The following is a 404-nucleotide window of genomic DNA, read 5'->3' as shown; positions in this document are numbered from 1 at the left end:
ACGGAGGATGGAACCAACCTTATTTTGACTGACAGTGATGGAGGAACGGTAACGATAGCTTTGGCGGACATCGCCGCTGCGACGGATACGAATACGACCAACGCGACCTTCGCGGTAGTCGGCACGGACCTGGTCATCACCGACAGCGATGGCGGTACGGTGAGCGTACCGGTAGCGGACATCGCGGCCTTGGCGGACACCAACACCACGAACACGAGTTTAACGGAAGACGGTACCAATTTGATATTGACCGATTCCGATGGCGGAACGGTTACGATAGCTTTGGCGGATATCGCCGCTGCGACGGACACCAATACGACCAACGCCACCTTCGCTGTGGTCGGTACGGACCTGGTCATCACCGACAGCGACGGCGGTACGGTAAGCGTCCCAGTTGCGGACAT

At 57.9% G+C, this 404-nt stretch carries 1 protein-coding gene; it reads left to right on the top strand.

Going from position 1 to position 404, the window contains the following annotated elements; all coding sequences use genetic code 11:
- Positions 1 to 404: hypothetical protein (locus FEK29_RS18015; RefSeq protein WP_161595371.1), on the top strand; the 404-nt coding region annotated here is incomplete at both ends.

Origin of the sequence: Maribacter aurantiacus (genome assembly GCF_005780245.1) — a bacterium.
Lineage (GTDB): Bacteria > Bacteroidota > Bacteroidia > Flavobacteriales > Flavobacteriaceae > Maribacter > Maribacter flavus.
Note: the sequence above shows the minus strand (reverse complement) of the source record. Positions and strands in the feature narration are given on the sequence as shown.